The 24,182-nt window shown below is 42.4% G+C and carries 26 protein-coding genes and 1 other RNA gene; 6 read left to right on the top strand and 21 right to left on the bottom strand.

The features are described 5' to 3' along the window. The first annotated feature begins 42 nt into the window (after positions 1 to 42). Positions 43 to 2,031: a S9 family peptidase gene (locus MgSA37_RS13975; protein WP_096352740.1), complete on the top strand. Its 1,989-nt coding sequence runs from the start codon at positions 43 to 45 to the stop codon at positions 2,029 to 2,031. Positions 2,032 to 2,058: 27 nt separating this feature from the next. Here MgSA37_RS13975 and MgSA37_RS13970 read toward each other — a convergent pair whose 3' ends face one another. The 7 genes from MgSA37_RS13970 to MgSA37_RS28250 form a co-directional block, all read right to left on the bottom strand. Further along, complete coding sequence (locus tag MgSA37_RS13970; protein ID WP_096352738.1) at positions 2,059 to 3,456, bottom strand: zinc dependent phospholipase C family protein; 1,398 nt, start codon at positions 3,454 to 3,456, stop codon at positions 2,059 to 2,061. 221 nt (positions 3,457 to 3,677) lie between these two features. Beyond that, the gene (locus tag MgSA37_RS13965) at positions 3,678 to 4,055 is read right to left on the bottom strand and encodes a hypothetical protein (protein ID WP_096352736.1); all 378 of its coding nucleotides are present in this window, start codon (positions 4,053 to 4,055) and stop codon (positions 3,678 to 3,680) included. A 12-nt stretch (positions 4,056 to 4,067) separates the two neighbouring features. Further along, entirely contained in the window at positions 4,068 to 4,802 is a 735-nt protein-coding gene (locus MgSA37_RS13960; RefSeq protein ID WP_096352735.1) for a hypothetical protein, read from the bottom strand. A gap of 103 nt (positions 4,803 to 4,905) precedes the next feature. Next, positions 4,906 to 5,679 (bottom strand): sterol desaturase family protein, encoded by a 774-nt coding sequence (locus tag MgSA37_RS13955; protein WP_096352733.1) that lies wholly within the window; start codon positions 5,677 to 5,679, stop codon positions 4,906 to 4,908. 121 nt (positions 5,680 to 5,800) lie between these two features. Next, entirely contained in the window at positions 5,801 to 6,580 is a 780-nt protein-coding gene (locus tag MgSA37_RS13950; protein ID WP_096352732.1) for a LytR/AlgR family response regulator transcription factor, read from the bottom strand. Continuing rightward, entirely contained in the window at positions 6,577 to 7,599 is a 1,023-nt protein-coding gene (locus MgSA37_RS13945; protein WP_096352730.1) for a sensor histidine kinase, read from the bottom strand. Before MgSA37_RS13945 ends, MgSA37_RS13950 begins: the two co-directional genes overlap by 4 nt. Before the next feature lie 137 nt (positions 7,600 to 7,736). Beyond that, positions 7,737 to 8,945 (bottom strand): DUF6515 family protein, encoded by a 1,209-nt coding sequence (locus MgSA37_RS28250; protein WP_157750573.1) that lies wholly within the window; start codon positions 8,943 to 8,945, stop codon positions 7,737 to 7,739. Positions 8,946 to 9,094: 149 nt separating this feature from the next. Between MgSA37_RS28250 and MgSA37_RS13920 the strand changes: the two genes are divergently transcribed. Continuing rightward, positions 9,095 to 9,568, top strand: coding sequence for a pyrophosphohydrolase domain-containing protein (locus MgSA37_RS13920; RefSeq protein ID WP_197706134.1), 474 nt, complete (start codon positions 9,095 to 9,097; stop codon positions 9,566 to 9,568). A gap of 59 nt (positions 9,569 to 9,627) precedes the next feature. Here the strand turns inward: MgSA37_RS13920 and MgSA37_RS13915 are convergent, their stop codons facing one another. The 9 genes from MgSA37_RS13915 to MgSA37_RS13875 form a co-directional block, all read right to left on the bottom strand. Then, positions 9,628 to 10,788 (bottom strand): acyltransferase family protein, encoded by a 1,161-nt coding sequence (locus tag MgSA37_RS13915; protein ID WP_096352724.1) that lies wholly within the window; start codon positions 10,786 to 10,788, stop codon positions 9,628 to 9,630. 164 nt (positions 10,789 to 10,952) lie between these two features. Further along, a complete protein-coding gene (locus MgSA37_RS13910; protein ID WP_096352722.1) occupies positions 10,953 to 11,561 on the bottom strand; it encodes a DUF2238 domain-containing protein in 609 nt (202 codons plus the stop codon). Between the two features lie 220 nt (positions 11,562 to 11,781). Beyond that, on the bottom strand, positions 11,782 to 13,158 hold the full coding sequence (locus tag MgSA37_RS13905; RefSeq protein WP_096352721.1) for a sigma-54-dependent transcriptional regulator: 1,377 nt from the start codon (positions 13,156 to 13,158) through the stop codon (positions 11,782 to 11,784). Positions 13,159 to 13,530: 372 nt separating this feature from the next. Continuing rightward, positions 13,531 to 13,928: RNase P RNA component class A (rnpB, locus tag MgSA37_RS13900), an RNA gene on the bottom strand. Positions 13,929 to 14,037: 109 nt separating this feature from the next. Further along, the gene (locus MgSA37_RS13895; protein ID WP_096352719.1) at positions 14,038 to 14,454 is read right to left on the bottom strand and encodes a c-type cytochrome; all 417 of its coding nucleotides are present in this window, start codon (positions 14,452 to 14,454) and stop codon (positions 14,038 to 14,040) included. Beyond that, complete coding sequence (locus tag MgSA37_RS13890; protein ID WP_096352718.1) at positions 14,451 to 15,110, bottom strand: SCO family protein; 660 nt, start codon at positions 15,108 to 15,110, stop codon at positions 14,451 to 14,453. Before MgSA37_RS13890 ends, MgSA37_RS13895 begins: the two co-directional genes overlap by 4 nt. After that, positions 15,107 to 15,517, bottom strand: coding sequence for a hypothetical protein (locus tag MgSA37_RS13885; RefSeq protein WP_096352716.1), 411 nt, complete (start codon positions 15,515 to 15,517; stop codon positions 15,107 to 15,109). Before MgSA37_RS13885 ends, MgSA37_RS13890 begins: the two co-directional genes overlap by 4 nt. 50 nt (positions 15,518 to 15,567) lie before the next feature. Then, positions 15,568 to 16,020, bottom strand: a complete 453-nt coding sequence (locus MgSA37_RS13880; protein WP_096352715.1) for a DinB family protein — start codon at positions 16,018 to 16,020, stop codon at positions 15,568 to 15,570. Positions 16,021 to 16,149: 129 nt separating this feature from the next. Next, positions 16,150 to 16,776 (bottom strand): 2'-5' RNA ligase family protein, encoded by a 627-nt coding sequence (locus MgSA37_RS13875; RefSeq protein WP_157750572.1) that lies wholly within the window; start codon positions 16,774 to 16,776, stop codon positions 16,150 to 16,152. Between the two features lie 72 nt (positions 16,777 to 16,848). Between MgSA37_RS13875 and dinB the strand changes: the two genes are divergently transcribed. Continuing rightward, the gene (gene dinB / locus MgSA37_RS13870; RefSeq protein ID WP_096352711.1) at positions 16,849 to 18,033 is read left to right on the top strand and encodes a DNA polymerase IV; all 1,185 of its coding nucleotides are present in this window, start codon (positions 16,849 to 16,851) and stop codon (positions 18,031 to 18,033) included. 96 nt (positions 18,034 to 18,129) lie between these two features. Here the strand turns inward: dinB and MgSA37_RS29750 are convergent, their stop codons facing one another. From MgSA37_RS29750 to MgSA37_RS13845, 5 genes are all read right to left on the bottom strand, one after another. Then, positions 18,130 to 18,555, bottom strand: coding sequence for a lipocalin family protein (locus MgSA37_RS29750; RefSeq protein WP_096352709.1), 426 nt, complete (start codon positions 18,553 to 18,555; stop codon positions 18,130 to 18,132). Positions 18,556 to 18,618: 63 nt separating this feature from the next. Then, the gene (locus MgSA37_RS13860; protein WP_096352708.1) at positions 18,619 to 19,134 is read right to left on the bottom strand and encodes a GNAT family N-acetyltransferase; all 516 of its coding nucleotides are present in this window, start codon (positions 19,132 to 19,134) and stop codon (positions 18,619 to 18,621) included. Positions 19,135 to 19,223: 89 nt separating this feature from the next. Continuing rightward, on the bottom strand, positions 19,224 to 19,814 hold the full coding sequence (locus MgSA37_RS13855) for a hypothetical protein (RefSeq protein ID WP_096352706.1): 591 nt from the start codon (positions 19,812 to 19,814) through the stop codon (positions 19,224 to 19,226). Beyond that, entirely contained in the window at positions 19,801 to 20,298 is a 498-nt protein-coding gene (locus MgSA37_RS13850; RefSeq protein WP_096352705.1) for an RNA polymerase sigma factor, read from the bottom strand. Before MgSA37_RS13850 ends, MgSA37_RS13855 begins: the two co-directional genes overlap by 14 nt. Positions 20,299 to 20,342: 44 nt before the next feature. Beyond that, on the bottom strand, positions 20,343 to 20,870 hold the full coding sequence (locus MgSA37_RS13845) for a hypothetical protein (protein WP_096352703.1): 528 nt from the start codon (positions 20,868 to 20,870) through the stop codon (positions 20,343 to 20,345). A gap of 215 nt (positions 20,871 to 21,085) precedes the next feature. On the opposite strand from MgSA37_RS13845, the gene MgSA37_RS13840 reads away from it, so the two are divergent. The 3 genes from MgSA37_RS13840 to crcB all read left to right on the top strand — a co-directional run bounded on the left by MgSA37_RS13840 (position 21,086) and on the right by crcB (position 24,181). Continuing rightward, positions 21,086 to 22,810 (top strand): GMC oxidoreductase, encoded by a 1,725-nt coding sequence (locus MgSA37_RS13840; RefSeq protein WP_096352702.1) that lies wholly within the window; start codon positions 21,086 to 21,088, stop codon positions 22,808 to 22,810. Between the two features lie 139 nt (positions 22,811 to 22,949). After that, a complete protein-coding gene (locus tag MgSA37_RS13835) occupies positions 22,950 to 23,663 on the top strand; it encodes a ThuA domain-containing protein (protein ID WP_096352700.1) in 714 nt (237 codons plus the stop codon). Positions 23,664 to 23,800: 137 nt separating this feature from the next. Next, positions 23,801 to 24,181, top strand: a complete 381-nt coding sequence (gene crcB / locus MgSA37_RS13830; protein WP_096352699.1) for a fluoride efflux transporter CrcB — start codon at positions 23,801 to 23,803, stop codon at positions 24,179 to 24,181. The last annotated feature ends 1 nt before the right edge of the window (position 24,182 follow it).

Below are 24,182 nucleotides of genomic sequence, written 5' to 3'. Positions count from 1 at the left end.
TTTTAATTACTATTTGTAAATTACACCATCAATTATTGATTTATGAAGAAACTTTTAGCCATTATCCTTCTTTGTTCAGGCGCACTTTATGCTTTTTCGCAGCAAATTAAAAAGCCCTTTAGTCCTGCGGATATTTTAAAGGAAAAGACCCTTAGCGATTCCAGGGTATCAACTGATAACAAATGGGTGGTTTATAGTCTATCAGAAGTGGATACTGCAAAAGATAAAAGCATAACCCACCTTTGGATGCAAAGTTTAACCGGTAACGAGTCCATCCAGCTGACCTACGGTTTTGAGTCAGCTACGTCACCGCAATGGAGTCCTGATGGTAAGTATATTTCATTCCTTTCTGAGAGGGAATCAAAAAATGGCTCACAAATCTGGCTGATGGACCGACGCGGAGGCGAAGCCACCAAACTAACTGCGGTTAAAGGTGATCTGAATGGCTATGAATGGTCCCCTGATGCAAAAAAACTGCTTTTGGTTATCAAGGATGCAGAAGATAAGGATAAAGACAAGGACAAAGACAAAGATGATGAAAAAACACCTTTGCCTATCCGTATTGATAGTTACCATTTTAAACAGGATATGGAAGGGTACCTGCATCACCTGCATACGCATTTGTATCTTTTTGATTTGGATACGAAGAAGCTGGATACCCTTACCAAAGGAAATACCGATGAGCAAACCCCGGAATGGTCGCCGGATAGTAAACTGATCGCTTTTGTAAGCAATCGCACAGCCGACCCGGAAAAGAACGATAATTCGGACATATTTACGATTGAAGCCAGGGCAAAAGGGCAGATCACACAGCTTACCACCTGGAAAGGGCACGATATTAACCCCAAATGGAGTCCTGATGGCAAGTTTATTGCTTACCTGCGCTCAACAAGCGATGCAGCTTATATGATGTACGACCAGGATATGCTGTGTATGATGGACGCCGACGGGAAAAACAGTAAGACGCTGACACTTGAAATGGATCGCCCGGTAGCAACCCCCGCCTGGAGCAAAGATGGTAAAACGATTGCGTTTACTGTAACTGACGACCGAAAGACTTACCTGGCACAGTATAGCCTTGTAAATAAAAAAATAAGCACACTCAACATTGGCGATTATGGTATTGCCACAGAAAATCCGGTTAATGCAACAAACTGGGTGGTTGAAATGAGTACGCCGTACCTGCCGACTGAACTTTATGCTGCTGAAGGCGGCAAATTAAAAAGGCTTACCCATCACCAGGATTGGTTAAATAACATTAAACTGGCTCATGTTGAAGGGTTTAGTTCGACAAGCAAAGATGGCACAAAGGTGTCGGGTTTACTCTATACTTTGGATAGTACAAAGTCGAAAAAACTTCCCTTTATACTTTATATCCATGGTGGGCCGGTAGCGCAGGACGATTATACTTTTGATGATATCCGTCAAACCCTGGCCTGCGAAGGTTACGCAGTTGCGGCGGTAAATTACAGGGGCAGCAATGGCAGGGGGCTTGATTATTGTAAAGCCATTTATGCCGACTGGGGGCATAAGGAAGTTATTGACCTCCTGGGCGCTGTTGACGAACTGGTTAAAGAAGGCGTGGCCGATCCTGATCATTTAGGCATTGGCGGCTGGAGTTATGGCAGTATTTCAACAGATTACACCATTGCGACCGACACGCGTTTTAAAGCAGCGGTAGCAGGAGCGGGGAGCGCCTTGCAAACTACGATGTACGGCAGCGATGAATATGTATTGCAATATGATAACGAACTTGGCCCGCCATGGAAAAGCCAGGAAAAATGGATTAGTTTATCGTATCCATTCTTCCATGCCGACAGGATCAAAACACCTGTATTGTTTATGTCGGGGTTGAAAGATTTTAATGTACCAACTGCAGGCAGTGAGCAGATGTATATGGCATTGAAACAACAGAACATCCCTGCAGAGCTCATTCTTTATCCAAATCAATACCATGAGTTTACTGTTCCGAGCTACCAGGTGGATCGTTTAAAACGCTACATCGGCTGGTATAATAAATATTTGAAATAGCTAAACTTTTTAACAATTAAACATACATCAATTTACTTTTGGCTGTTCGGATGCCGGTATAGGTTTCGATTTTATTTTGCCGTCGTTTACATTAACAGGCTGCACCGCTGGTTCATTTAATTTATAATATACGCCTTTAATATTTTTCAAACTGTCCATTTGAATTGGTGTGGCGGCCTTAAGTTCCTGTAATGCCAACGAAGTTTTCTTCCATTCCGAGGGGTACTTAAGGGCCAATTGAACGGTATCGGCTTTGTTATAAAAATTGAGTAAATTTTGCTGCAGGGGCTGGGTCATTTCCATAAATTTATTGTCCTGCAGTTTATCAAGCAGTTCAACATAGGTCTTGTCAGCCAGGCCATATTCTCCGGGCATGGTGGGTTGGCCCGTGTCATAATCCATGTCCTTTAAATCTACTGTTCTGTTTTGCAACTTGTTCAATACATCGTCATATTGGGTAATTACCGTATCAAAACTGCGGATAAATAATTTTTCACCTTCCGGCCCAACCGGTTTAAATTTCAAAGCTTTAAGGGGGCCTATTTTAGGCAAAAAGCGAATAATAAACGCTAATACCCTTTCTTTAAATTTTGGCTTTTGTCTTGAGGAGCCAAACTCCTTGTAATACGCTTTTCTTTTCATGTGGTAATGAAAAGTCCTTTCGTTAGCGCTTGGGTTAGATTTTTTTATTTCGTTTTTCTTTAACAGCCAGGCCGTGCGTGTTACCATGGGCAACAAACTTTTTACAGACCACCGGAAAGTTGATATAGTAAGATCAAGGTTTCCAAAAATCGTATTGATATCCTGCCCATAGGTTTTTAAAAACGCCCGTTCAAGCACGGGTTTTGCAACTTCAAAACCAATAAAATCATGGTAGTTTTGTGATGCATAATTACCCCGGGCAGTTTCAAGTACATCAAATGCTATTTCAACCCGGCTATGCGAAGTATGATCCTCATCATAGGTTACTACCGGGCCAAATCTTTCTTTCATTTCGGGGTAAACAATAGGCACAACATGGTTGGTTGCCAGTGAGTGCCCATATTTATCCGCCATATAGTGGCATAAGGAACCCAACGCAAATGCATATTCATTAAGGTTTTGCGATTCAGATAAAAGGTTTTCAACGAAGTCGCCGCTGCGTACGTAATGTGCAAGGTTGGTAAAATAAACACTACCAAAAGGGAAATAGCCCATATCTGCGATCAACGCGCCACCATAAGCATATGCATGGGCCTTTACAAGGTCGCTATCGGCCGCCGCCGGAAATTTCTGTTTCAATAAAGGTAAAATGCTTTTCTTCCAGCTGGCATCAATCAATGCCTCATGGGTTAATACAGAGTACGCCTTCGCAGGCTTTGGCATAAATGATACAAATATAAACAGGATCAATATGTATCTGAGGGGTATTTTTTTCTTCGGCATGATTGGAATTGCGAGGTTTTAATAACATAAATGAAATAAAACCTAAAATTGTTTTACATCAGCCAAAATATCGAACAGGCCCGGCTCTTTTTAAGTGTTAATGATGATGTATTACACGCAACAACGCGAAGCGCCCGAAGTGTAAAAACACAGCGGGCGCTCGCAAGGGGATGATCAAAATAAACCAATTTACAGTAAAAATTAACTGCTTACCGGTCAATTCATTTGCGACCTGATTTTTTTCTAATTTCATTTTCAACAGCAAGATATTCGTTATATTGGGTTTTGGTAAATACCGCCTGCAACTCTTTATCTTTTTGTTCCATCAATGCTTTAGCCTGCCGCATCCTCAAAAATCGGTTGTCGTCACTTTTTATTATCGGCTCAAATTTTTCCGCGTATTTCAAGTTAATTGTGGATACTTTGGTCAACTGCATATCGTTAAGATTCAGCTTTTCTTTCATTAATTTAGTTTGAAATGCTGCCCTTTGTTCGGGTGTTTCGTTTTTTAATTTCTGAAGATTGGCCTGTGCATTTACAGAACATACAACAGCTGATGCTAATAATAAAACAGCCAGTAATTTATTGATAAATTTCATTATGCAATATATTTAATTCCATTGAATAACATAGGTAACTCCACTGTTTAATACCAGGTTTGCTTTTTTGTTACCACGGAAAGTGATTTTACCGTTAAACGTAAACGTGCTGCCTGAAGTTGACGTGGCACTAATACTTACCGCTGCAGTACCCGAAGCAATCATCTTAGTTGTTTTATCAATAGCGATATCGGTACCGGTTATCGTAATCACACTGTGGAATGTAAGTTGCCTTAACACTTTTGAGGTAGTAGTTCCGGTACGGCTATAGGTTGTGTTAAATAAATATTGCGAGCCTGCGCCAAGCCCCGTTAAAACAAAACCACCGGTACTATTATCAGTTGATGACATCAGCGGTCCAGTATAACTCCCTGTGCCGGTAAAATTGAAAGTAAGCTGGCTCGGCGCTGTGCCATTACAGGTGAGCATATCGTTCCACTGAAAACTATAATTGTATGAAGGACTGGCGCCGGTTGAACTTGCAATAACATAACTTGAGTCCTTTTGCACACCGCATGAAAAATTAACGGTTGCATAAGTATTTACAGAACTGTTTAATTGTAATACCATACCACCTGTTGAGGGCGACACCGCATCAGTGGTTAATTGTACTGCGTCGGCTTCGGTAACCGTTGCATTTGTTGATGTGGTTGATGCATCTTTATGACATGATGTTACCATAAATGCTATTCCGGCGGTAACTACCGTTACCAACAGAATTTTTGACGTGTTAAATTTGATTTTCATAAATTTTGTAATTAATTGACTGATGTAATTTTAACATATTAAACTAATATCAAGGGTGTTGGGTTTACCCGTAATGGGTGAACCGGCTAAAAACGGGGGTGAATTAACTTTTGAGTTTCATTTTACCCGAAAACAATTCCACAAAGCCTTTAAAAACGAGCACAAATGGGTTGTAACTCATAAACCCCGTGGTGAGCCCATAATTTGGTTTTTCGGTTTCGGGTTGATAGGTTTTAAAAAGCCTGTCCCAAATGATGAGCACCCCGCCAAAATTTTTATCAATGTAAATTGGATTGCTGCCATGGTGTACCCTGTGTGAAGAAGGCGTATCGATAATTTTTTCCATGATCCCCATTTTACCGACTACCTCGGTATGCAGAAAAAACTGATAAGCAAGGTTGAGGACGTAGGAAATCACAATAAAATCAGCCGGCATGCCTGACAAAGCGGCCGGGATAAAAAATATCGGGCTTATAACGGCCGATAGCCAGTTTAACCGGTATGCCGATGTTAAGTTCATGTGCATGGCCGAATGGTGTACCTGGTGAAATGCCCATAGCGGTTTCCAGGAATGTGAGATTCTGTGAAACCAATAGTACAAAAAATCGGCTGTGATAAATGTCAGCAAAAATACCCAGGAATTCCGTGGTAAGCTAAATGGCGCTATCCGGGTGAAAAATCCGAGGACCGCTAACTGGTAGCCGGTAAATAAAATCTTAGAAAGCTGGAATCCCGCAAAAACGGATAAATTCGAAAACGTTTCTTTTATATCATAAACCTTCTTATCGTTTTTCCAGCTCCAGGCGATCTCGGCTAAAACCAGCACCAATAAAAATGCTAATATCCATAACTTGTATGGCCCTGCATATTGTCTCATTTTTTTATTTTTTAAGTAATTAAAATACCACCGTTAACCGGCGACTATAAAATTGACTTAAAAAATCAAGGTTGGTTACTGCTTTTGGAGCGAAGCTGATGATAAGCCGGGTGAAATGACTTTACTTGTTCATCCAGCTTTTAAATTCGGGCGAGCGGGCTTTGCTGATGATAATATTTTCAGGCGGCTCCGGTTTTATTTTTACAACTAAACGACCGTTAAAATAAAAAGCGACTTCGGTTATTTCTTTCCGGTTAACAATAAATTGACGGTTTGCCCTGAAGAACCGGTTCATATCCAGTTGTTGCTCCAGTTGTTCCATGGTGAAATCAACGATATACTGCCTGCTGTCAATGGTATGGGCATAAACCAGTTCGTTAGCTGTATAAAACCAGGCTATTTTTTCCGTTTCAAGCGGGATCAATTTATCGCGAAAATGCACCAGGAATGATTTTTTATAAGGCCTTGCATTTTCGTTAAGCTGGTTGATCAGTTGCTCATAGTTTAAATTGCCCCCGGATTTAACAGGCATTGAGGTAAGGTTGTTAAATTTACGTAGCGCCTGTTCCACTTCTTCATCGTCAAAAGGCTTTAAAATGTAATCGATGCCATTGTTTTTAAAAGCCTGTATGGCATAATCGTTGTACGCGGTTACAAATATTACCGGTTTTGAAACATTTGCCAGTTTGAAAATATCAAATGACAAGCCGTCCGCAAGCCTTATATCCATAAAAACAAGGTCGAAATTGTTCTCGGCATTATTGAACCATTTAACGGATTCCTCCACACTGCCCAGTATTGTTTTTATAGCGATGGAATCATCTAATTTATTTAACAGGTGCGCAAGGTTGCGCGCGCTTACAGGTTCGTCTTCAATAATGACTACACGTAATGAACTCATTTTTTCAGCGGTAATTTAACAATGAAACTGTCTTTCGTTTTTTCTATTTCAATTTCTTTATGCATCAGGATACGGAAACGGCTGTTTAAATTGGCGAGCCCAATTCCCGTGCTGTTTTCAGGTTCGGCAATCTCCTGCAGGTTGTTTTTTACCACCATATAATCCCCTTCAGTATAAATATAAACCTTTAACGGTTTTGTTATTGATGCTGAGTTGTGTTTGGCTGCATTTTCAAGCAGTGGCTGCAACGTCAGATGCGGAAGGGTATAATTAAGGTAATGTTTTTCGATATTCGTTTCCAGCCGGAAAGCTTTTTCAAAACGCATTTTCAACAGCTGTTCGTACGATTTTATCATCGTTAATTCTTCGGCAACAACAACCAGGTGATCATTTTGCCCGGCCAGCGCATACCTGAATATTTTTGAAAGGTGGTTGATAAAATGCTGCGCCATTTGGGGATCCTCGCGCACAATACCAGATAAACTGCTAAGCGAGTTGAACAAAAAATGCGGGTTAAGCTGTTCTTTAAGCAATCCCAGCTCCGCTTCAAGATACGCCGTTTTTAACAGGTTATTTTCCTTATCCTTTTGTTTGCTTTGGCGCATCAGCAATATGATTTTGATGAGGATACCTGCAAATAAGGCGCTCAAAAAAAAGCGGCTCAGGTATCCTGTCCAGTAAATGCCCCTGGGCTGGTCACTCATAAAAAGCTGCCGTTGAATTACACCGCATAACAAACAACTTACCAGCAGGAGTATAGCATTAAAAAGGTACCGCCCTGCTTGTGTTTTTGCAGATTCGACAGTTAGTCCGGCATTAGCATCCCGCAGATTTAAATAAAACAGGAAATAACAAAAACCCACATTAAAGGCAACCTGTAAGATAAGTTCCGCAAGGTTAAAATGCCAGAAATGAGCAATGATGCCCTGCCCGCGAAATGCCATAAACTTTGGGCTGCACATCAGTAACCCAATGAGTAATGAACTATACAAGGAGATCCGCTTTTCGGTTTTGTCCATCACGTAAAGGTAATTGCTTGGCGTTGCAATTTATAAATATGGGCGCCGAAGCTGAAAAAAATAGGGGTGAAGCGGTTAATAAAAAAGGCGCCCTGAAAAAACAGGCCGCCTTTAAAAATATATCGGGAGTTATTGGATTAATTTTCCTGCGGTTCATCAGATGGTGTACCTACTACTTTATAGGCCTTGTTACCCCTGGTGTCAATCGTTTCCTGGTAATAATAATCATCAGGAGACACAAAGAAAGTTTCACCGTTAAGTTTTATCCTGCGGGTATCTTGTGGCAAAGTCTCATAGATATCACCTTTTTGTGGTTCCGGAACATTGTTTACACCGCCTTGAGGGGGCGCACTGTTATAGCCGCCATTGTCAGGAGCCGGGGTGTTATAACCGCCGTTATCAGTTCCGCTGTTGGCGGTGTCTAACTTGCCATCTTTACCTGCTATCACATAAACGTTAGTACCATCATCCTTGGTAACCGGTTGATAATATACACCGTTCAATTCATAATATTGCTGTCCGTCAATGGTAATCTCTTTTGCACCGGCCGGAAGCTGTGTAATTTCAGCACCCAATGGTGGCTCTACTACAGTATATTGATCGTTATTCTGTTGGTAATAAAACCCATTGCTGTAATAGTATGGCTGGTTGTCCCAATAGAAAGGATAATATCCGTAAGGTAAAACCCCTACACTGAAACCAATACGTGGCCAGTATAAGCTGGCATATAAGCCACCGTTCCACCAGTAGCCGCCACGGCCACCCCACCATCCGCGGGCACCCCAATAACTAGGGCCGTAATAACCGCCTCTCCAGCCATAACCACCTCTCCAGCCATAACCACCTCTGTAACCGTAGGCACCACGGTAACCATAAGCACCACGATAGCCGCCTCTGTAGGCATTTACCCTGCCATTGTAAGCATAACGATTTCCGTTATAGCCTCTTGCGTTTACTCCGGGTCTTCCGGCAAAATTATTGCCTCTTGCGTTAAAGCCTGGTCTTCCGGCAAAGTTATTACCTCTGAACCCGGCATTACCACGTTGAGGAGCAAAGCCCCTTTGGAAATTGCCCTGCCTTTGAGGGGCCTGGAACGACCGGCCGCCGCCAAATCCACCTCGGGCAACTGCAGCACCGCCGCCATTGAAACGGGCGCCACCACCGCCATTAAACCGGGCACCACCGCCACCGCCGCCGCCCCGGGCAAAACCGCCGCCGCCGCCACCACCGTGATTGCCACCACCACCACCACCTCTGTTATGTTGGGCGCTGGCCGGCATAGCTAAAAACAGGCACATCAGCCCACTTAAGCCAATTGATAATAAATATTTATATGCACTTTTCATGATTGTTTTTTTTAAACTTTTTTCTGCTGTTTATTTAATAGACGGATTTTATCGCTAAGGGTTTAATTGCACTTTATTTTTTATTTATACTTGCAGCATAATGACAAATGGGGCCGGGATATAGCTGCCGGCAGCCGAAAAAAATGATTATGATAAAAGACACAAATGCATTAAACCAGGTAGCCGAATTCCATCATACCTTCAAACACCCTATTGTAACAAACCCAGCGATCCCATCAAAAGAACGATGTGAACTCCGCGTTTCGCTGCTGGCTGAAGAACTAAAAGAATTGCAGCAGGCAGTAGAAGATAACGATTTAACAGAAGTTGCTGATGCCTTATGCGATTTGCAATATGTACTTGCAGGTGCTATTTTAGAATTTGGCCTTGGCGAAAAATTTAAAGAACTATTTGACGAGGTACACCGCTCCAATATGAGCAAAGCCTGTAAAACCGTTGAAGAGGCTCACCTTACAATCGAACATTACAAAAACACTGCCAATACCGATTCTTATCATAAAGAAATAGACGGTTTGTTTTTAGTGTACCGTACAGCTGACAATAAGACGTTAAAATCTATCAACTATTCGCCCGCTGGTCTTGGCGAAATATTATCAAAATAAAATAAGCCCGCCATTTTTTTTCATGGCGGGCTTATCCTTTTAAATGGTAAGCTTACCATCTATACCCGCAAAAACGTTTTCTTTTCGTACAGATAACGCAGGAATAGCCATTTTACCAGCACCAAAGTTATCGCCATTACTACTGCGTTATATGGGTTACCCACCAGCTGCCCCAGCCATTGGAAGAACCCGTTATTGGCATAGCTCCATTTGATAAAATGCCCCGAGATATAGATCAAAATAGAGTTCATACCGATGACTTTGAAAAAGAAGGCCCATTTTTTATACCCTAAAACATCAATGATGTAATAAAAAACTGACATCAGTATTAAACTGATCCCACCAACCAGCATCACGAATGAACTTGACCACAGGTTTTTGTTGATCGGAAAGTCTAAATTCCAGATCAGTGAAACGAATATAAAAGCAAAGCCGAAAAGAGCCATCAGCAAAGCCTTCAAATTCGCCGTAATATCCTTCCTTTTTAACAGCGTTCCGGTTAAAATTCCTAAAATACCGGTGCTGATAGCGGGGATAGTAGAGAACAAGCCTTCCGGATCGTGCATGTTTATTTTTGTACCGGGGTATGGCACATATAAATGGCCGGGCAATATGGTGCGGTCAACATACGAAGCAAAATTACCCTGCGGGGTAAGATCGCCGGGGTGAAAGCCCGGCGCGGCTGTAAATTTAAGCAGCAGGTAATAACCCACGATAAATATCCAGAACCAGATCATTTGCCAAAGTTCTTTTGCGTACAGGTAAATGATATTGGCAAACATATAAGCGATACCGATACGCCCCAGTACACTTGGGAACCTGATATCCGCAATGGGTTGAATTTTTAGCCCGTTGTTTACCAACAGCCCTAATAGCACCAAAATAAAGGCCCGCTTAATAACCCTTAGCATCAGTTGTTCGCGGCTTTTGCCTTTCTCCAACTCGCGGCCTACTGAAAATGGGGTAGAAACGCCTGCCATAAACAGGAAGAGCGGAAAGATCATATCGTAAGCGTGAAACCCATTCCAGTCCGGGTGTTCAAACTGGTTACCGATCACTGTCCAGAAGTTGGATTTAGTGGAATCGCGGAGCGCATGCATTATTTCATCTGCTCCCATGATCCAGAACATATCGAAGCCGCGAAGAGCATCCAATGAAAACAAGCGGGTAGGGGTGGAATCGAAATCATCCGCCGCCTGAACTGTTGAGGTTTGAGCCATCTTAATGTTTTGAGATTTAATTGATACCCGAAAGGTAGAACTTTTTAAATTGATTTACAAAGATGAGTCCGGAAGTCGGAAAAGTCCGAAAGTCCGGAAGAAATTTCGGCAGATTGATAACTCAATCTCCTTGTATTAATTTTAACACTTGCAACTTTTAACCATTACAACCTTTGCAACTTTCCGGCGATCACCTTGTTCTGCAATCCTGATAGCGTGATGAGCATACACGAGGCGCCAATAATAGCAAAAAGCATATCTGATTGCGTATCCCATACATCTCCCTGCGTGCCAAGGAAAGAGTTGCCTGCAGACCCTGAGGATACTGAAACCAGCCACTCCAGCAATTCATACAGCAAGCTTATCAGCCCGCATACACTTATGGTTAAAAAGGGGATCCAGTTTTCCCTGTTGATGATTTCTTTTCTGATAAATATTTCGCGAACGATCATTGCCGGTACAAAGCCCTGGAAAAAGTGCCCGACCTTGTCATAATTATTGCGGCTTTGGTGGAAAACATCGCGCACCCAGTCAAAAGCAGGAACCAGGGCATAGGTGTAATGACCGCCTATAAATAACACGTAGCAATGCAACAATATCATCACATAAGTTAACATGGTGAATTGAAAGTGCCGGAAAGTAAATACGAGTATAAAAAGACCTATAATAGCTGGAAAAATTTCCAAAATCCAGGTAAAATAATCATGCGGATTAATGGCAGAAATAATTAATCCCGTAAAAAACAGGCATACAAGGAGGACATACTTTTTCATCCCATCAAGGTATGAAAATAGACGAATAAGCCAATTATTATTTTAATAGCAAAATACCGGGACTTACCCAATCAACTCATTCAACCGGGTCCAACTCAGTCTACTTAACATCAGCGTATAAAAATAAAAATAGCAGGATAACGCTAAATAAATTCAATTATCGAAGCGTACCTGCTAGCTATTTTACTCGATCAACTTAATCCAACCCAATCAACCCTACTTATTCCCCTCTTTTTAGCCCAAATTTTTCTATTTTACTGTATAAATGACTGCGCTGGATATCAATATCATCAGCAGTTTTCGATACGTTCCAGTTGTTTTTTTCCAGTTTGAATTTAATATACTCGCGCTCGGCGTAATCTTTATATTCCTGGAAGTTATTGAAACGGTCAAAATCTGTTTGATGCCCGTTATTGCTATTGGTAACTTCAACCGGCGAAGATGGGTTTGCAAAGATCTTTACGTCATTGTCTGTTATAATTTTATCACTAAGGATGATCAAACGTTCAATCATATTCCTTAATTCACGGATATTCCCGGTCCACGGCAAAGCTTTTAATGCCTCCATAGCAGCATCTGAGATTTTTTTAACAGGCATGCCATAGTCATTACAGATCTCGTCCAAAAAGTTTTGCGCCAGTAATGGAATATCGTCTTTACGGTCAGTCAGAGGGGGTACGTGGATAAGGATAACGCTTAAGCGATGGTAAAGGTCAAGGCGGAAATTTCCAGCATCTATTTCCTTTAGCAAGTCCTTGTTGGTTGCTGCAACCACACGTACATCCACATCGATTTCTTTTTCGCCGCCGACGCGGGTTATTTTATTTTCCTGCAGCGCGCGCAGCACTTTGGCCTGGGTTGAAGCGCTCATGTCTCCGATCTCATCCAAAAAGAGCGTTCCGCCGTTAGCCGCTTCAAATTTGCCGATGCGTTGTTTGATGGCAGAAGTAAATGAACCTTTTTCGTGCCCGAATAATTCACTCTCAATCAATTCTGAAGGGATAGCCGCGCAGTTTACTTCAATCAAAGGCGACGATGAACGATGTGACTTTTCGTGTAACCAGCGGGCTACCAGCTCCTTACCGCTGCCGTTAGCCCCCGTGATCAATACCCTGGCATCAGTAGGTGCCACCCTGTCAATAGTTTCCTTTATTTTGGAGATCGACTGTGAATCGCCCAGCATGGTGCGGACTTTAGCCACCCTGCGCTTTAAAACCTTTGTTTCCGTTACCAGGCTTCCCCTGTCGAGTGCATTTCGTACGGTGATGAGGAGCCTGTTCAGGTCAGGTGGTTTGGATATGAAGTCAAATGCGCCTTTTTTGCTGGCCTCTATAGCGGTTTCAACGGTGCCATGGCCCGATATCATGATAAAAGGCAGATCGGGCTTCATTGCAAGGCCCTCGGTGAGTACCTCCATACCATCTACCCGGTTCATTTTTATATCGCATAATACCAGGTCATAATCATTTTTTTGTATGAGTTCTAACCCGTCAACGCCGTTATCAATATCTTCAACGGTATAGTCTTCGTACTCCAGTATTTCACGTAATGTATTCCGGATTGCCCGCTCGTCATCAATGATTAAAATTTTCGCCATTTTTAGTTTGCCTGAACGCTTTAAATATTTGAATTGCTAATTTAGTTAATTGTATAGAAAAGTAAACACTTTTAGGAAGATATTGTTTGAAAATAAATTGAGAAAAATACTGAGCAGTGAATACTGAGCGGTGAATGATGAATCAATGCCGTTTAGCGATCCACATGGCTTTTGGTTATACGAGGCATTAAGCCAGCAAGACCTGCCGGGTTAAGCGGATTTGCAGTGAAATGCCGGTTGGTAAAAAAGGGATCTGTCTGAAGTAAGCGGCATTGAACGGTGAGCAATAAGCTATGAACCACCCGATACAGATAATTCACTGTTCGCCCTTCACAAAATAACCCTCCCCGTTTTACCGGGAAGGGCATTTGTTTGCAGCTGCAAACCTGTAAGCCGGGTTCTGTTCCACGCCTTTTTAAGGGGCGTGGTTTCTATCATTAATCTGGCCCTGCCATTGCTGACAGGTTCAAGCAACCTACCCATCCCGGCGATCCGCCTGTTGGCGGATACGGAAACGAGCAGCTCCGCTTCCGGGACCTATTTGGTTTTTCAACTCCTGAGGTTTACCGCGATCCCGGTCGCCCGGAAAAGCCGTGAGCTCTTACCTCACGTTTTCACCCTTACCCGTCATTACTGCAGGGCGGTATATTTTCTGTGGCACTTGCTGTCGCCGGCTGCCGGCGCCTTCCCGTTAGGAAGCAGGATGCTCTGTGTTGCCCGGACTTTCCTCTCCCAAACAAAGCGCCGGGAGCGATAGAACGTTTTGCACTGTAAAGGTAGGAAATAAGTCGGGAAAGTCCGAAAGTCAGTAAAGTCCGAAAGATTGATTACCGGACGTAGCGGCGCAATACTTTGCGCCTCCAAGGGTAATTAAGGGCATTATTTACAATTACTCAGGTCTGTTCCAACCTGTGCAACATCTATAGTACCGCGCTTATTACCGAAAGAATTGGCAACATACGTGAGCACGTTGGCGATTTCAATAGGAGCAAGGTCGTTAGGCGGCATTTTCTCCGTAAAATCTCTTTTGTCGATGGTTAATTTTCCTCTTAAACCGTTTTTTACCAGGCAGGGCAGCTGGTGGATATTATTCTTTATAAATACGGTATCGGTCAGCGGAGGGATCAATGCATTCAAACCTTCGCCCTTTGCACCATGGCAATTTTGGCAATGGCTTTGGTAGAGCAGGCTTCCTGATGAATAGTAACGGGCAAATTCAATACTTTGCGGGCTCTGGCAGGAAACTGCCAGTATAAACAACAGGCACAAAACTCCAATAATTACTTTAAATTTCATGGGTTGGCTACAGGCGCAGGCTCTGCTTTTAGTATTTTAATATCATCTATCAGCTGACTTACCTGCTGCGGATTTGTGCCATCATACGAGCCGCGTACCCGTTTTTGTTTATCCACCAGCACAAAATAACCCTGGTGCACATAGCCGCCGGGTACTGTTGTATCCTGGCTTACCGCCACCAGGTAACTTTTTTCGGCGAGGCGGTAGGTATCATCCTTTTTGCCTTGTATAAACCACCACATATTGCCGGTAACTCCCAATTTATCAGCATATTTTTTTAAAACTTTTACGCTATCGTATTTAGGATCGATGGTGTAAGAGAGGATCTTTACATCAGCAGTATTTTTATAGGCGTTGTACACATTAAGCATATTGCGCTGCATTACAGGGCAAATAGATGGGCAACTGGTAAAAAAGAAATCAGCGACATATATTTTACCGTTAAGATCACTATTACAGATGCTATCGCCGTATTGGTTCACCAGTTTAAAAGGCGGAATGGTTTGATAAAGGGTATCAGTGACGGTTTGTCCATTCACTATCCTGGTAACCGCCTGCCGGTTTCCGTAAATGGGTAAAGTGTTGCCGGATTTACTATTGAATTTACAGGCGCTCCATAGCAGGATGGCGGCAACAGCTAAAATCAGTTTTCTCATTTCATTTTCATATTTTTAAGATACCTGTCAGATGCCAACAACGCGGCGTTGATCTGGGAGTCGACCTTTGTGATCATCTTTTTTTGCGAACGCAGGTAAATCATCCTTTCAACAGGCAACTTACCGGTCAAATCCGCATCAAAATTATGCATCCAGTTATCCATGGCACTGTCGGCGTTGATCACCTCGCTTAAATGCCTGGTCACAGAATCTTTTAACAAAGCTGTTGTGTCTTTTTTTAATAAACTGTCCAAAAGCGTCTTGTTTTTCAGCAGCGACTCATCACTTCCCATTACTTTTTCGTGTATAGCGAGCACGCTATCCAAAGCGGCTTTTTCCTGTGCTTTATTATCGGCACATCCGGAGATAATAAAAGCGGCAATTATTGGCAGGATTATTTTTTTCATCAGGCGAAATTAAAACTGCGTCAAAGATAAAAATAGAAAGCGCTAAAATTTTACCTGACGAAAAATATATAATCTGTAGGAGGCAATGTTTCAAACCCGGCGGCAATTAAATGTTGGCCGGCCTGCGCTCTGTGGTGGGTGCCATGATTAATGACATGCGTTAAAATATCGACTAGTTTATTTTGGTAACTATCGCCCTTTAGGGTTTTATAGCTGATGATACGGTCAAAATCTGCAGGCTCAAGCCCTTCGAGGAATCGAAGCCAGCGGGCGTTGTTGGTTTCCATAATACCGGCAAAAGCATCTGCCTGCCAGTCGGGCCAGGTGGTACCGGGCGCGCCCGGAAAATCAGCGCAGCGACTGAGCCATATTTGCTGGGCTGCAAATAAATGCGCCATTAATTTTACTGGCTTTTCGGGATTGTTTCCTTTGATGATAGTTTCGGTTATCAGTTCATTGGCAAACCTGTCATAGTTAAAAAGGTTGAGAAAATAATCTTTCATAAAGCAAAGTTATTCCGTTAAAACAAACTAATATCCGTGTAAAGTAAAAAATCCTCTATATAATTTAGGTTTTTTCTGCCGAAGGATCTGTTGCAGCTTCTTTCGGACTTTACTGACTTCCGGACTTTTTCAAAACAGGCTAAATTGTTTGCCATCATTTTTAGCTGAAGACATTGCAGGCTGCTTGAGTTTAAAATTGGTAAATTCAAAAAAATCCAGCTTTTTATTAAAAGATATCTCATTATATGGTTTAAAAGTTTTGTCGTACCCAATGGTTTCCCGGCGTAGGATCGTCAATTTATCAATGCTGAAACGCTCGTTCCATGGCAAGGTCTTAAACCGGGGCCAAAGCTGTTTGAAATTATGGTGCGGTATATTGCGGGTTATAGTAATATGCGGCTCAAACGGCGATGTATTAAAAAATCGGCGCAGCAGCTTAAACCAAAGCTTTGTTGCCGGGGTGCTTGTTAATTTGGCGTAGATGGTTTGGAATTCCTGCTGGTCGAAAAAATCAAAACCATTAATATCCATTACCAGGGGCGGCAAGGTTTGCAGGTCGCGCTCCAACTTGGGCAGCAGCGGCTCAATCCAAACTGGGCGTTTTCGTGGCCAAGGTTGAACGGTAATGTGCGCCTTTGAGTGGCGGCTCTCATATTCGCCTATCATTGAAAAACTCTGTTCTTTCAATTTCTTAACGTTATTAATGATGCTGGCTGGTGGCGTTAGCAATATTAGGTAGTCGTGATAACCTGTCATTTTGCATTGATTTAATAAAACAATTTTACTAATATTTTTAGCAAATACCAAACTTTTTTTTACATTTGTGCTATGAGCGCCAAACGGATCATCATGCATATCGACCTTGATTCTTTCTTCGTTTCGGTGGAGCGTAAGTTCGATCCGTCGCTGATCGGCAAGCCGGTACTCATCGGTGGGGCGGCCGACAGGGGCGTAGTAGCATCATGCAGTTACGAGGCCCGCAAGTTCGGCATCCACTCGGCCATGCCCATGAAACAGGCCATGCGCCTTTGCCCTCATGCCATTATCGTAAGAGGAGCTCACGGCCGGTATTCAGAAGCCAGTGCAGAGGTTACCGAGATCATCCGGCAATCGGTACCACTGTATCAAAAAACCTCCGTGGATGAGTTTTATATTGATTATACTGGGATGGACCGCTTCCATAACTGCTACCAACATGCCAGCGAAGTTCGGCAAAGGGTAATCAGGGAAACCGGCCTGCCTATTTCGTTCGGCATGTCATCGGGCAAAACGGTGGCTAAAATGGCCACCAACCAGGCAAAGCCAAACGGGCAACTGTATATACCGCACGGCAAAGAAAAAGCATTTTTGGCCCCGCTTAACATCAATAAGATCCCCGGGCTTGGCGAGAGTACCGCTGCAAAATTATACCCGTATGGCATCGAAAAAATAGGCGACCTGCAGCGCACTAACCTGAAGTTTTTAGAAACCATTTTAGGCAAATATGGCAGGTTTTTGTGGGATAAGGCGAACGGTATTGACGAAGGTGAAGTGGTATCAGCCAGTGAGCGCAAATCAATCTCAACAGAACATACCTTTCATGCCAATATCTCCGACCGGCAAAAGATTGAGACCATACTGGTATCCATGACGGAGGAACTGGCCTCGAAACTCCGCCGCGAAAACAAACTCGCCTCTTGTCTTGCAATAAAAGTGCGCTATGCTAATTTTGAGACGCATACCCAGCAGGAAAAGATCGCACTAACGGCTGCAGAGCATATACTGATCCCAGGTGTAAAAAACCTGTTAACCAGCGCATGGAACAGCAACCGTCCGATTAGATTAATAGGGGTGAGGTTAAGCAACCTGTGCAGCGGGCTTTACCAAATCAACCTGTTTGAAGATAACGAAGAACGGATAAAACTTTACCAGGCTATGGATAAGATCAACTTTAAGTTCGGCGAAAAAACGGTTTGCCGCGCCGCGGGGATGGAAATAGGGACGAGGAATTTTAATCCGTTTATGCGTGGATAGATTAAGATTTTTTGTCAGTAATTTATTCTTCAATGGAACTCAAGATAGCTGCGCTGTTCGTAGGATTTGTTAGATTTGGGGATGGGAATGCATTTCTCAGTTGCATCTAACGAATTTCATCAAATAAAATAATTCAATTGATTCTCGAAGTTTTGGTGGGTAAGGTCGAAAATACAAAGTATCGCTGCTAATCCGGAACGTGCTTAAAGTTTTTGAATCTTTTTCATTAAACCGTATAATTGAACCAGGCAATATTTTGTACGTGAATTTAAGTGGCCCTTTAAATTCCATATTCCTGGAGTTACCGGTATAGTTTATACTCGTCGTATTGTTTTTGTTGAAAATGAAAATGCACGTGTCAGGGTCAGATAATACCGCAGAATCTTTAGGTTTTCCAGTATGCACATCATAGGCAATATTGGAGAAATAAACGCCACGCCACTTGCCCACGATCTTATTATTTGAAAGCTGGCAAAAACCAATGGCCGGAAATAATGTGAAAAGCAGAAACAACAATTTCATGCCCTAAGTTAAGCATATCTGATCGTCAAAATCCTATAATCCACAAATCCTACGAATCTTAGTTCAGACAAGCATCTTCTTCATCAACAAATCCGTTTGCAGATCATCCCCCAACATAAATTCATGGCTCCCGCATATTTCAAAGCCATAGCGTTCATAAAAACCCATAGCTTTGTCATTATGTTCCCAAACGCCCAGCCACACATATTCAAGTTGTTTAGCGCGGGCGATATCAAGCGCAAAATCCATCAGTTGTTTACCGATACGTTTGCCATGATGTTCGCCGGATACATAAATTCGCTCAACCTCAATTGCGTTTGTATCCTTAAATTCGGTTTGGGCATCATTAAAATTTAGCTTCAGATAGCCTACAACTTCATTATCCAGCATGGCAAAATAAAATTCGGAATTCGGGTTTGATAGTTCGGACCGAATCCTTTGCGGCGTAAATGCAACTGACGAATAAGCCTCCATATTGGCAGGTTCGTTCAGATGGTCGAAGAATTCATAAAATGTTTTTTTGCTAAAAGCAAGCAAGGTATCGGCTTCAGAATGTTGTACGCGTTGTATTGTAACCATTTTTAATTTGAAAATTTGACGATTTGAAAATTTGAAGATGATTAAGATCAAACTTCATTTTCAAATATTCAAATTAACACATTTTCCAATTAATCAAACTGCTCCTGCAAGCGAATTAAGCGGTCGATCATTAAATTCAGCTTTTCCTCTTCGTTTTTAAACATCCGGGGCTTTAGATAAAAGGTGATGAACAGGAACCATATAATGGTTGAGCCATAGGTGATCAGCTTAAAGTAAAGCGGCGCATTCTCCAGTACCTCAATAAAATATAAAGCAAGACCCGTACTTATCAGCAGCATAAATACATAATAAAACCAGCCGATAACTTTGCTGCGGTTTTTTTGGTATTCTTTAAGGGTGTTTAAGTATTCAGTTGGATTTTGGGTGAGGTCGTGTTTGTTAAGAATGTGGTAATGACGTACTATAAGGGACAAATACATCAGCATGGCCACCAAAATGATAAGGATGCCGGTAGTAGTGGCGGGCGACCTAAAAGCGAAAAAGAAGGTAATGATAAAAGCGCAAACCACCAGGGCCACCATCGCAACAATACCCCAGTATAACCTGCTGGTGATGCCGCGGATCCCTTTCTTAACCTGCTTCAGCGCTTCATCCACCGAAAGCTTGTCGGGTTTTGGCTGTCCCTGCCAAACCGACATCAAATGCTCAAACTCTTTCATAGTGGTTATACAATTCTGTTAATTTTTGTTTTATGCGATGTATTTTCACCCTCAAATTCCCTTCTGATATGCCCGAAACTTCCGCAATTTCTGGGTATGGCACTTCGTCAAGCACCATCGTTATAATTATTCTTTCTGATTCTTCCAGCTTCGATATACATTTATAAAGCAGCGCCACCTGTTCGTTTTTTTCAGATAGTTCTTCTTTTTTGTTTTCCGAAATAAATGGTGTCAACTCGTCTTTTGCCTGGCGTTTTTCTGAACGCAGGTAGGTAAGACAGGTATTTACGGCAATGCGGTAAATCCAGGTAGAGATCATTGCCTGGTTGCGGAATTTTTCAAGATTTTGCCAGACTTTTAAAAAGGTTTCCTGTAAAAGGTCGCTCGCAGCATCATCATCCCCCGTATAGCCGTAGCACAAATGGTAGATCTTTTTTGAATTGGCTTCGTAAATCTTCTTAAAAGCTGCCTCTTTATCTGCCACTATCAGTTAATTTTTATTGATTAGATGTTACCGCCCTGTAAATGTTACAGCGTATGTTCATTCTTGTAAAACCAGGGAAATCTTTTTTCAGCTTCATTCAGCAAGCTGTTATAATTTTCGTTGTAATCAAACTGGAGGTCCTCATGCAATTTGCCTATTAGTGTCCGTATCTTGATGATTTGCCTTACCAGGATCAGGCGCATAGGTTTATAGGATGTCTTCCTGTCAGTATATTCAATATAATTAGTACAAAAATTAAGCAGCAGGTCTATTTCGGCTTGTTTGGAGCCGACAAATTTAGTGTACTTTCCGATCAGCCTTAATGTTTTACGCAGGTATTTGGCTGCATTATAACTTTGCACAGGTAACTGGCTGTACATAAAACCCACTTCAGCTTTAACTTTTTCGATAAATGCCTGTTCGTTGCTCGCTTCAAACAGCAGGTAAGCCAGCAGTTCTTTATTTTCCTTTTTATAACGGGCAAGGCGCAGGATCAATTCAGCTGTTTGTATGGACGACAAATGCTGCAATTCTTTTTTTATATCCTGTAAGCCAAAATCGCTGATGCTCATTATTTGTAATGGAATTGTGCAAATTACGAATTTTAAAGTATCCGGGCTTAAATATCAAACCTGATAAGCATGCTGGTGCTTCTTAATTGCTACACAAGTATCAATATTGATATAATTGTTTTCAGAACAATTAAAATTCTTGATATTTAAATCCTAATCGATATTATTGTATAACCAATTAGTCAAATTTTCACGTTCAAAACAATCAATAAACAATGTCAGCAGATACTGTTAATATTAATGGCAAAGCAAAGGCCCAATATACTTATGATGCAATTGTAATCGGATCAGGCATCAGCGGGGGATGGGCCGCAAAAGAGTTAACCGGCCGCGGCTTAAAAACAATTATGCTGGAGCGCGGTCGTAATTTTGAACATTTAAAAGACTATAAAACCGCCGCAAAAGATCCCTGGGAGTTTGAGCACAGGGGCAGCGTTACACAGGAGCAACGCAAAGTCCGCCCGGTAATTTCGCGCGGATGGGGCGCCACCGAACCTATTATGGACTATTGGGCCAACGAGCAGGATGCACCCTATACAGAGGTAAAACCATTTAACTGGTGGCGTGCTTACCAACTGGGCGGGCGTTCTATTTTATGGGGACGTCAGAGTTACCGATGGAGCGACTTTGATTTTGAAGCAAATTTAAAAGATAGCTGGGCGATTGACTGGCCGATTCGTTATAAGGATCTTGCACCGTGGTATGATCACGTAGAGAGGTTTGCCGGCGTAAACGGTTCCATCGAAGGGCTGCCACAATTGCCTGATGGTCATTTTTTAAAACCGATGGATTTAAATGTGGTGGAGAAAGATGTAGCCGCGCGCATTAAACAGCACTATAATAACAACCGGCACATGATCATAGGCCGGAGCGCCAACCTTACGGAAGCCATCCCGGGACGTACAGCCTGCCATTTCCGTAACCGCTGCTGGGAAGGCTGCCCTTTTGGAGGATATTTCAGCACACAATCATCTACGTTGCCCGCCGCTGTAGCCACCGGCAATTTAACCGTTCGGCCTTTCTCTATAGTAACCAAAATCATATACGATAAAAATACACAGAAAGCCACAGGAGTGGAGATTGTGGATGCCGAAACACACCAAACCTATGAATATCATGCCAAAATAGTCTTCGTAAACGCATCAACGTTAAACAGCGCCTGGGTATTAATGAATTCTGCAACGGACGTTTGGGAAGGCGGCCTGGGTAGCAGCAGCGGCGAACTTGGGCATAATATTATGGATCATCATTATAATTTGGGTGCATCCGGAACGGTTGAGGGTTTCGAGGATAAATATTACTTCGGCAGGCGACCAAATGGGGTTTACGTAGTAAGGTTTGCCAATTTGCCGGGCGACAATAAAAAACGTGATTTTATGCGCGGCTTTGGTTACCAGGGCGGGGCAAGCCGCGAGGGCTGGAGCAGGAATGTTGCGGAGTTGAACGTTGGCGCAGCATTTAAAGAAGCGATAACTGAGCCCGGGCAATGGTCGATCGGCATAGGTGGCTTTGGCGAATTACTGCCATATCATGAAAATAAAATAACCCTCGACCCAAACCGAAAAGATAAATGGGGTTTACCTATTTTAGCCATGGATGCAGAAATTAAGGATAATGAGAAAAAAATGCGGGTAGATATTGTTGCTGAGGCTAAAGAAATGCTGGAGATCTCCGGCGTTAAAAACGTGCAAACCTGGGATCACGGGCATAACGTAGGCGATGGCATCCACGAGATGGGTACAGCCCGCATGGGCCGCGACCCGAAAACCTCAGTACTAAACGAACACAACCAGGTTTGGGATGCCAAAAACGTATTTGTTACTGATGGCTCCTGTATGGTTTCATCCGCTTGCCAAAATCCGTCGTTAACTTATATGGCTTTAACTGCCCGCGCAGCTAATTTTGCGGCAGATGAATTGAAGAAGGGGAATTTAGGTTGATTAAGTTGGACAGTTGAGTTGTTGATTGTGTTGGAACAATCTTCAGATGCAGGTTTGAATCAACATAATAAAACAGAAACTACTCGCCTTAAATAACTTAATCAACCAATTAACATTATAAACTTAATAAACTAACAAAATGAAACATAAAATATTAATAATAAACATATTATTACTCATCAGCTTAAGTGCTTTTGCTAAACCAAAAGTGCTTGTTTTCAGTAAAACCATGGGGTTTCACCATGCTTCAATTGCTGTTGGTGTCACTGCAATTATGAAGCTCGGTAAGGAGAACAACTTTGATGTAGATACCACAACCGATTCAAAGAAATTCACTTATGATAATCTGAAACAGTACGCAGCAGTGATATTTTTGAGTACAACCGGTGATGTTTTGAATGATGCCCAACAGGCTGAATTTGAAAAATACATCCGTGCAGGCGGCGGTTTTGTTGGTGTACATGCCGCTACCGACACCGAGTACGATTGGGCCTGGTACGGCAATCTTGTGGGGGCATATTTTAAAAGCCATCCGGCCCAGCAAATGGCTACACTTCATATTATCGACCATAACTTTGTGGCCACCAAAAACTTACCTGATGAGTGGAAACGCTTTGATGAATGGTACAACTATAAGTGGATAGCGCCTAATTTGCATGTGCTGATCACGATTGACGAAAAAAGCTATACGGGCGGTGCCAACGGCGACAATCACCCCATGAGCTGGTATCATGAATATGACGGGGGCAGGGCGTTTTATACAGAACTTGGCCATACCGATGAATCTTACTCAGACCCGCTTTATTTAGGTCATCTTTTAGGTGGCATTAAATACGCAATGGGGGTAAAGTAGTGGAGCTTGTTGGAAGGTTGAAATGTTGCAAAGTTTTGTTTTACACAACTGAATTTTGAGAAATATTCTACTATCAGCCGTAATTGCCTATTTTTAACCTTTCAACATTACAACATTACAACTTTTCAACAACTAACATGAAAACCTGGCTATTGATTTTTATCGGGGGTGGTATTGGTAGCCTGTTGCGCTATATTGTTAGCAGGGTAGTCAACAGAAGTATTGTTTCGGCATTTCCTTATGGCACTTTCATTGTTAACGTAACCGGCTGTTTCCTGATCGGTTTTTTTATCTTCTATTTTTCCGAAACGCGATTTGGAGCAGCATCATTGCCCTGGCGGATCTTTTTGATTACGGGTATTTGCGGTGGTTATACAACGTTTTCTTCATTTTCTTCAGAAAATATTCTGCTGCTGACAAATAATCAGCTACTTACCTTCATGGCCTATACCTGCGGGAGTTTAGCGCTCGGTTTTTTAGCAACTTACTCCGGAATTTTACTCGCTAAAAATTTTTAGA

This window comes from Mucilaginibacter gotjawali (assembly GCF_002355435.1).
GTDB lineage: Bacteria > Bacteroidota > Bacteroidia > Sphingobacteriales > Sphingobacteriaceae > Mucilaginibacter > Mucilaginibacter gotjawali.
The sequence above is the reverse complement of the archived record's forward strand: the minus strand, read 5'-3'. Positions and strand labels throughout refer to the sequence as shown.

Excerpts from the sequence above, each read along its gene's own strand:
- MgSA37_RS13885 (WP_096352716.1), bottom strand. The coding sequence starts at position 15,517 with ATGAAAAAAATAATCCTGCCAATAATTGCCGCTTTTATTATCTCCGGA.
- MgSA37_RS13845 (WP_096352703.1), bottom strand. The coding sequence starts at position 20,870 with ATGAGCATCAGCGATTTTGGCTTACAGGATATAAAAAAAGAATTGCAG.
- MgSA37_RS13920 (WP_197706134.1), top strand. The coding sequence starts at position 9,095 with ATGATAAAAGACACAAATGCATTAAACCAGGTAGCCGAATTCCATCAT.
- MgSA37_RS13955 (WP_096352733.1), bottom strand. The coding sequence starts at position 5,679 with ATGAGACAATATGCAGGGCCATACAAGTTATGGATATTAGCATTTTTA.
- MgSA37_RS13835 (WP_096352700.1), top strand. The coding sequence starts at position 22,950 with ATGAAACATAAAATATTAATAATAAACATATTATTACTCATCAGCTTA.
- MgSA37_RS13840 (WP_096352702.1), top strand. The coding sequence starts at position 21,086 with ATGTCAGCAGATACTGTTAATATTAATGGCAAAGCAAAGGCCCAATAT.
- MgSA37_RS28250 (WP_157750573.1), bottom strand. The coding sequence starts at position 8,945 with ATGAAAAGTGCATATAAATATTTATTATCAATTGGCTTAAGTGGGCTG.
- MgSA37_RS13945 (WP_096352730.1), bottom strand. The coding sequence starts at position 7,599 with ATGGACAAAACCGAAAAGCGGATCTCCTTGTATAGTTCATTACTCATT.
- MgSA37_RS13855 (WP_096352706.1), bottom strand. The coding sequence starts at position 19,814 with ATGAAAGAGTTTGAGCATTTGATGTCGGTTTGGCAGGGACAGCCAAAA.
- MgSA37_RS29750 (WP_096352709.1), bottom strand. The coding sequence starts at position 18,555 with ATGAAATTGTTGTTTCTGCTTTTCACATTATTTCCGGCCATTGGTTTT.
- MgSA37_RS13975 (WP_096352740.1), top strand. The coding sequence starts at position 43 with ATGAAGAAACTTTTAGCCATTATCCTTCTTTGTTCAGGCGCACTTTAT.
- MgSA37_RS13890 (WP_096352718.1), bottom strand. The coding sequence starts at position 15,110 with ATGAGAAAACTGATTTTAGCTGTTGCCGCCATCCTGCTATGGAGCGCC.
- MgSA37_RS13915 (WP_096352724.1), bottom strand. The coding sequence starts at position 10,788 with ATGGCTCAAACCTCAACAGTTCAGGCGGCGGATGATTTCGATTCCACC.
- dinB (WP_096352711.1), top strand. The coding sequence starts at position 16,849 with ATGAGCGCCAAACGGATCATCATGCATATCGACCTTGATTCTTTCTTC.
- MgSA37_RS13965 (WP_096352736.1), bottom strand. The coding sequence starts at position 4,055 with ATGAAATTTATCAATAAATTACTGGCTGTTTTATTATTAGCATCAGCT.
- MgSA37_RS13910 (WP_096352722.1), bottom strand. The coding sequence starts at position 11,561 with ATGAAAAAGTATGTCCTCCTTGTATGCCTGTTTTTTACGGGATTAATT.
- MgSA37_RS13970 (WP_096352738.1), bottom strand. The coding sequence starts at position 3,456 with ATGCCGAAGAAAAAAATACCCCTCAGATACATATTGATCCTGTTTATA.
- MgSA37_RS13905 (WP_096352721.1), bottom strand. The coding sequence starts at position 13,158 with ATGGCGAAAATTTTAATCATTGATGACGAGCGGGCAATCCGGAATACA.
- crcB (WP_096352699.1), top strand. The coding sequence starts at position 23,801 with ATGAAAACCTGGCTATTGATTTTTATCGGGGGTGGTATTGGTAGCCTG.
- MgSA37_RS13895 (WP_096352719.1), bottom strand. The coding sequence starts at position 14,454 with ATGAAATTTAAAGTAATTATTGGAGTTTTGTGCCTGTTGTTTATACTG.
- MgSA37_RS13875 (WP_157750572.1), bottom strand. The coding sequence starts at position 16,776 with ATGACAGGTTATCACGACTACCTAATATTGCTAACGCCACCAGCCAGC.
- MgSA37_RS13860 (WP_096352708.1), bottom strand. The coding sequence starts at position 19,134 with ATGGTTACAATACAACGCGTACAACATTCTGAAGCCGATACCTTGCTT.
- MgSA37_RS13880 (WP_096352715.1), bottom strand. The coding sequence starts at position 16,020 with ATGAAAGATTATTTTCTCAACCTTTTTAACTATGACAGGTTTGCCAAT.
- MgSA37_RS13950 (WP_096352732.1), bottom strand. The coding sequence starts at position 6,580 with ATGAGTTCATTACGTGTAGTCATTATTGAAGACGAACCTGTAAGCGCG.
- MgSA37_RS13960 (WP_096352735.1), bottom strand. The coding sequence starts at position 4,802 with ATGAAAATCAAATTTAACACGTCAAAAATTCTGTTGGTAACGGTAGTT.